Origin of the sequence: Amycolatopsis sp. (assembly GCF_035276945.1) — a bacterium.
In the GTDB taxonomy this organism is placed as follows: Bacteria; Actinomycetota; Actinomycetes; order Mycobacteriales; family Pseudonocardiaceae; genus Amycolatopsis_E.
The window spans coordinates 25680-32094 of record NZ_DATELF010000074.1 but is presented as its reverse complement, the minus strand read 5'-3'; the positions used below and the strand labels follow the sequence as shown (position 1 = coordinate 32094).

General features: G+C 64.9%; 6 protein-coding genes and 1 pseudogene. 3 read left to right on the top strand and 4 right to left on the bottom strand.

The window, feature by feature from the left end:
* Positions 1 to 466 precede the first annotated feature (466 nt).
* The 4 genes and pseudogenes from VJT49_RS13090 to VJT49_RS13075 form a co-directional block, all read right to left on the bottom strand.
* On the bottom strand, positions 467 to 1111 hold the full coding sequence (locus VJT49_RS13090) for a transposase family protein (protein ID WP_324165048.1): 645 nt from the start codon (positions 1109 to 1111) through the stop codon (positions 467 to 469).
* Between the two features lie 191 nt (positions 1112 to 1302).
* A pseudogene (gene tnpC / locus VJT49_RS13085) lies at positions 1303 to 2790 on the bottom strand (IS66 family transposase).
* 187 nt (positions 2791 to 2977) lie between these two features.
* Positions 2978 to 3172, bottom strand: coding sequence for a hypothetical protein (locus tag VJT49_RS13080; RefSeq protein WP_324165046.1), 195 nt, complete (start codon positions 3170 to 3172; stop codon positions 2978 to 2980).
* Positions 3147 to 3938 carry a transposase family protein gene (locus VJT49_RS13075; RefSeq protein WP_324165045.1) on the bottom strand — a complete coding sequence of 264 codons (792 nt, stop codon included), beginning with the start codon at positions 3936 to 3938 and terminating at the stop codon, positions 3147 to 3149. The genes VJT49_RS13080 and VJT49_RS13075 overlap by 26 nt, the downstream gene beginning before the upstream one ends.
* Before the next feature lie 312 nt (positions 3939 to 4250).
* Between VJT49_RS13075 and VJT49_RS13070 the strand changes: the two genes are divergently transcribed.
* The 3 genes from VJT49_RS13070 (at position 4251) to ybeY (ending at position 6396) form a co-directional block, all read left to right on the top strand.
* The gene (locus VJT49_RS13070) at positions 4251 to 4613 is read left to right on the top strand and encodes a histidine triad nucleotide-binding protein (RefSeq protein ID WP_324165044.1); all 363 of its coding nucleotides are present in this window, start codon (positions 4251 to 4253) and stop codon (positions 4611 to 4613) included.
* 84 nt (positions 4614 to 4697) lie between these two features.
* Positions 4698 to 5750 (top strand): PhoH family protein, encoded by a 1053-nt coding sequence (locus VJT49_RS13065; protein ID WP_324165043.1) that lies wholly within the window; start codon positions 4698 to 4700, stop codon positions 5748 to 5750.
* A gap of 103 nt (positions 5751 to 5853) precedes the next feature.
* Positions 5854 to 6396 (top strand): rRNA maturation RNase YbeY, encoded by a 543-nt coding sequence (ybeY, locus tag VJT49_RS13060; protein WP_324165042.1) that lies wholly within the window; start codon positions 5854 to 5856, stop codon positions 6394 to 6396.
* Positions 6397 to 6415: the final 19 nt, after the last annotated feature.

Here is a 6415-nt window from a genome sequence, read left to right as displayed (position 1 = left end):
GTCAGGCTGAAGCCCTGGCTGGACGATCCAGCCCCCATCCCCACAACCCCGCCGACCGTGCTGGCAAAGCTGCCCGGCGCACTGGCGTCATCCTTGATCCAGAAGTTGACGTCGCTCAGCCATCCTGCCTGCGCCAACCTTCCGCTCCCCTCTACATCCGACCGCGATGTACCGCGTCATGCCGCGTCTGGGCACTACGGTAGCGGATCGATCACGCAGAGGTGGGCAAGTTGGGCGAGCTCCCGCCGTGCTGTTTCTGGAAGGCAGAGGGGTGGCACTGGGCGATGTGTGATTGGCGCGGCGAGCCCGGCTTGCCCGACGGGTGGACGCGGCCAGAGCAGGACCCCAGTCGGGCTTACAGGACAGTCGCCACGGCCTTGACCCGACGCGCTTCACGGTTCCCATGCGCGACCCAAGCAACGCAGCGGCAAGGATCCTGCCTCGGTCACGTTATTCTCTATGAACACTATTCAAAACCCCAGGTGATCGAGAAGAAGAAAAGTCCGCGTGCAGCGTCATAGGAGTCGCGATAGGTGGAGTAGGGGCGGCGATAGTCGGTGTGAAAGATTCGCCAATTCTTGAAGTGTGACACGACTCGTTCGATCGCTGCGCGGAGCGCGGAGATCTCAGCATTACTTTCTTTGTCCCGCTTGCTGAGTTCTCCACCTCTTGGCTTTTTCCGCGGGGTGACGAGAATGGTGCCCTGGTAGCCCTTGTCGCCAAGGCCGCCGCCGGAGTTCCGGACAATCTCAGCAACGGGTGTCTCGTCGAACGCGGCCTTGTCGTGTGTTTTTCCGGGGAGTGGGTCAGAAATATAGACCGGCATCCCATCCAGCAGGCTGACCAATTGCGCGTTGAAGCCGGTAGTGCCGTGTTTCCGACTCCACAGTTCGTTGTGCTCGGCGTAGGACCAGCATGGGGTGATGGTGCCGTCGACCAGGCACACCCTGCCCTTCACCATCTCGATGGCCTCCGCCGCGCTCGGCACGAACTCCTCCAGCACCGTCTTGATCAGCGGCACCAGTTCGGTGACGATCCTCGACACCGTCGGCTGCGAGATACCCCGAAGATCGCCAAGAACCTCCTGCGTCCCATTGTGCCGAAGATACATACACGCGATCTCCACGGCTCGATATAGTCCACACGATTTCGGCCGCCCGGTCTTCTTATTCCACGGCTCGGCCAACGCCGTATGGACACGCCTGACGAGCTCCTGCATCTGCGACGACAACAAGCCTGTAGTACGTAGCTGTTCAGTTGTGGCTGATCAGGGCTGGGAGGGCCAGTGCGCGCGGTGCGGGGTCAGGCCGCTGTGGGGGTCAGGGCGGTCGGGAGCCACACGTCGTCCTTGAACAGGCGGGTCGGCGCGTCGAGTTGGTCGATTCGCCATTTTCGGGCGGTGGAGAGATATGGCTGGAGGATGGTGAACTGGGCCAGTCCTTCCAGGGTGCGCCAGCACCCTCCGGAGGCGCGCTGTTGCACTTTCGTCGGGCGCACGTTTCTGTCGGCGACATTATTTGTGTAGGGAACCCGCAGGTCGGAGCAGAAGCGCGGGATCATCGCCTCGTGTTTCTGGAAGCGGCGGATCAGGGTTCTTGCGGCCTTGGCCGGGCGGTTTTGGCTCGTCTGGTTCTCGTGGAGGCCCTTGGCCAGCGCACCGAGGTAGCGGGAGCGCACCTGGGTCAGTTCCGTGTCGGTGAGCTGGTCGCGGTCCTGGGCGCGCGCCTGGCACGCGGTCCTGTTCGCCAGGATCAGGGTGTTGCCCATCGCCTCGGCCCAGGACTGCCCGGACTCGTCCGCGTCGTGGATCGCGCGAAGATCACGCTGGAGGTGCGTATGACACCACGCGTGTTTGATCTTGTCGAGGGGGGAATAGCCGGCGTATCCATCACGCACCAGCACGCCGGCGAACTCCGGCCAGATTTCACCGGCATCAATCGTGTCCGCGCTGCGGTCCCTGACATGCATCACGGTCAGATAGTCGGTGCAGGCGATGTGCAGGTAACGCAGCTTCGCCTCCGCACGCACGAACGTCTCGTCCGCGTGCGCGACCGGTGCACCGATCAGCAGCGCCCGGACATGCGGGAGGAAACTTTCCTCGAGCAGCGACGCTGCCTGCGCGTGGACCCCCGCGGCGAACCCGGTCGACACCCCGATACCCAGCAGCATCCGCATGATGTCCGCGGCCCGGCGCACCGGTATGAAGTTCGCGCAACCAAGCCATGCCAGCCGGGCCTTCACACCCGGCCCGTACTGCACCCGGCCCGCCGCGCCGCCCGGCGCAACCCCCTCGGTCACGCTCCCGCACGAGCCACATTCCTTGGACTGCACCCGATACTCAGTCACCATCGGCTTGGGCGCGGGTTCCGGCACGTCCACACCCTGGCGGCGCTGCTCGGCGAACACTCCCGCCCCAGCCAAACCCAAGCCGCACCCACCACAACACCGCGGAGGACACTCGATCATGTCGTCCGGATCATCAACCAGGTGCAGCGTCGTCCCAGACGAGCCGGGCTGCTTACCGCGCTGACGCCCGGACTTCCTACGCGAGGAACGCTTCTTCGCCGGACCCTTATTGTTCGGGTCATCCGAGGACGGCGGCTTGCTGGAGGTCGAGGAGTTCTTCCTGACGACCGCTTCCAGCGCATCTATCCGTGCGGTCAACTAGGAGATCAGCGCGTCCTTCGCCGCAATCTCAGCATTCGCCCTCAACAGAGCAGTATGAGCGGCATCCCGATCGGCCAGCAACCCAACGACCTCATCGCGCGCCACCCCCGGCCCGGACTCCATGATCCAGACCCTAGTGGATCACCTGACCCGCCCTCACCCAGGCTGAACAGCTACTGTAGTACGATGGTAGCGCAACGGTTCTCCAGGTATTGAGAATTCTTTGGTCAGAACTCTCAAATTCTCTCGCGAGAACCGTTGCCCATTGCGCTGACACGCCGGACCAGATCGGCAATTTAAGTCAATGCGATCAAATTACTACAACGGTTTTGAATAATATTCTATGTTTGGCAATCTTTATAAGTTCGCCTGCGATTGCTTCTGAAATAGGCACTCCAAGGTCTTCTTCAAGCCAACCATATTGGCCGTTCGGGTTGATTTCCAGAAAGATGATCTGACCATCCGACTGTTCGATGAAGTCAAACGTGCCGAAGCCCAACTTCATTCGGCGCAGGTACCGGATACACAGCTCCGCGAACTCGTCTGGCAGTGTTTCGATAAACCGGACCGTCTTTTTCGACGATGGCGAGGCCGACTCGACCCGGGTTGAGCAAGCGTTCGTTGACCTGCTCGCCGTCTGGGGTCGTCAGCTTCTCGTAGTTGGCCCCCTCATAGCCATAGGGGCGCTGGCCGCCGTGCGCGGCACCGGCTTCGGCCAGCTTGTTCGACCGTCGGTGTTGGCGGGAGGAGGTTTGGTCGGACTCGAACTCGGCATCGCTGACCGCTTCCCGGAACGCTTTGCGACCCCGAGGGGTGTGCAGGTCGTACGTCATACCGTCCGTCGTCGTTATGTAACGGAGGGGTGTCGTCTTGCTCAGCCGGATGAGTTCCAACGCCTCCTCGGTCTGCCGGCACAATCGCGGTACCTCGGTCACGAGGATCTCGCGAACCAGGCCGCGCATTACGTGCCCGAGCAGGTCGACAGCCGTCGCGCGGCTTCGTCGATCCCACCGCGCCCCCAATGTCGCCAGCACGTGCTGCGGCGCATCCGCGGCCCATTCACCGATCGCCACGAAGGACCGCGAACCGGCGACAACCGCGGCCGCGGTAATGAGAAGGACGGACATCAGCGTGTGCCGCACCCCGCGACGAGCACGGGGATCGGCCACCACAGCGAGATATTCACGCAGGTCAGCAACCTCTTCCACGCCCGGCACTCCCACCCTCGGCAGCTCACAGGAACGGGCCAGTTCCTCCAGCGCGGCAGGCATCGGCGAAGATACAACAGCAGGCACGGCTCTCTCACCTGATCATGGGACTTCGACACTCACATGATCAACAAGAGCCGTGCCTGCCCTTCACCCACCCCCCACCAGCCCCAACACGACTTTGCCGGGACCGTGGGCAAGCCCCCCGGACCCCCGCGGCTTTCGCTGGTGGTTGCCTTGGGTGCTGCGTGGGTCCTTCGCTTCGCTCGGATGGGTTGGTGGGGTGCGTGTCCCCCGTTGCCGTAGCGCGTGTTCCACGTTCGGCGGGGTGCGAGTTCCGCGGTCGGTGTTGCTGTTCTGGATAGGGTTGGGGGCATGAGTGAGAGTGACGCGGAGACGTTGTTCGAGAGGGTTGTCGCGGGGGAGATTCCGGCCGACGTGGTGTATGAGGATGAGGCCACGTTCGCGTTCCGGGATATCCGGCCGCAGGCTCGCGTACATGTGCTGGTAGTGCCTCGGAAGAGGTACCGGAACGTGGCGGAGTTGGCCGCGGCGGATCCGCAGTTGCTGGCTGACCTGGTCAAGACCGCGGCCAAGGTGGCTGAGCTCGAGGGGGTTGCCGAGTCCGGGTACCGTGTTGTGTTCAATACCGACAGTGACGCCGGGCAGACTGTGTTCCATGTGCACGCCCACGTGCTCGGGGGCGAGCAGCTCGGCTTCTTCGGGCGGCTTGGGTAACCGCGTGCGGTTTGTCGGTGGGGACGGCTAGCATCGTGGTGTCAGCAGAGGAACTTTCGTCGCAGAAGGTAGGCCCGAGGACACTTGGCCGGAACCGCACAGGGTGGAGCCGCCCGATCGGACGTCGGAGAGGACGTTCCCCAGACGAGCACGAAGAGTGCGCAGTCCCGATTCCCCATCCCGGACACGGCCGTGTTGACGCTGCTGGGGTCGCGCGACGAGAACCTGCGGGTCGCCGAGGAACTGCTCGACGCGGACGTGCACGTCCGCGGCAACGAGGTCACCATCACCGGCGAGCCCGCCGACGTGGCCTTCGGTGAGCGCGTGTTCGCCGAACTGGTCACCCTCGCCGCGCGCGGCCAGCAGGTCGGGCCCGACACCGTGCGCCGCACCGTCGCCATGCTCTCCGCCGGCGGCACCGAGTCCCCGGCCGACGTGCTCAGCATGGACATCCTGTCCCGGCGCGGGCGCACCATCCGGCCCAAGACGTTGAACCAGAAGCGGTACGTCGACGCCATCGACAAGCACACCGTGGTGTTCGGGGTCGGCCCCGCCGGTACCGGCAAGACGTACCTGGCCATGGCGAAGGCCGTGCAGGCGCTCCAGGGCAAGCACGTCACCCGGATCATCCTCACCCGCCCGGCCGTCGAGGCGGGGGAGCGGCTCGGCTACCTGCCCGGCACGCTGTACGAGAAGATCGACCCGTACCTGCGGCCGCTGTACGACGCGCTGCACGACATGGTCGATCCGGACTCGATCCCCCGGCTGATCCAGGCGGGCACGATCGAGATCGCGCCGCTGGCCTACATGCGCGGCCGCACCCTCAACGACGCGTTCATCATCCTCGACGAGGCGCAGAACACCACGCCCGAGCAGATGAAGATGTTCCTCACCCGGCTCGGCTTCGGCTCCAAGATCGTGGTCACCGGGGACATCACCCAGGTCGATCTGCCCAGCGGGCAACGCAGCGGCCTCCGCGTCGTGCGTGAGATCCTGGAGGGCGTGGACGACCTGCACTTCGCCACGCTCACCAGCCACGACGTGGTGCGGCACCGGCTCGTCGGCGACATCGTCGACGCCTACGAGAAGTGGCAGGCCACCCAGGACGCCGCCGGAAACGGCTGGCGACGGCAGTGAGCGGCCCGATGGCTGTCGACGACGTCCCGGCACCCCAGGTGAGCGAGACGGGCCGGAGATCTGCCCGCGCGTTCCCGTGGGCGCGCGGCTCGGGAGACGAAGAGTGAGCATAGAGATCAGGAACGAGTCGGGCGTAGTGGTCGACGAGACGTCCATCGTTTCGGCGGCGCGGTTCGCGCTGGACCGGATGGAGGTCAGCCTGCTCGCGGAACTGTCCGTGCTGCTGGTGACGCTGGACGACATGGCGGGACTGCACGAGCAGTGGATGGACCTGCCCGGGCCCACCGACGTGATGGCCTTCCCGATGGACGAGTTGGAGGCGGGGCACCGGCCCGACGCGGGCGACGCCTCGCCCGCGCTGCTCGGCGACATCGTGCTGTGCCCGGCGTTCGCGAAGGACCAGGCGCGCACGGCGGGCCACTCGCTGCTGGAAGAACTGCACCTGCTGACCGTGCACGGTGTGCTGCACCTGCTCGGCTACGACCACGCGGAACCGGCCGAGGAGCGTGAGATGTTCGCGTTGCAGAAGCGCATCCTCGGCGACTTCCGCGCCGCGTCGGCCGCGGCGAAACGCCGGGAGGCGCAACGCTTCAGCGACGACCGGCTGCTCGGGGCGGCAGGGCTCGACGGCGCGGCCGAGGAATAATTTGTGACGCGCCGTGAGG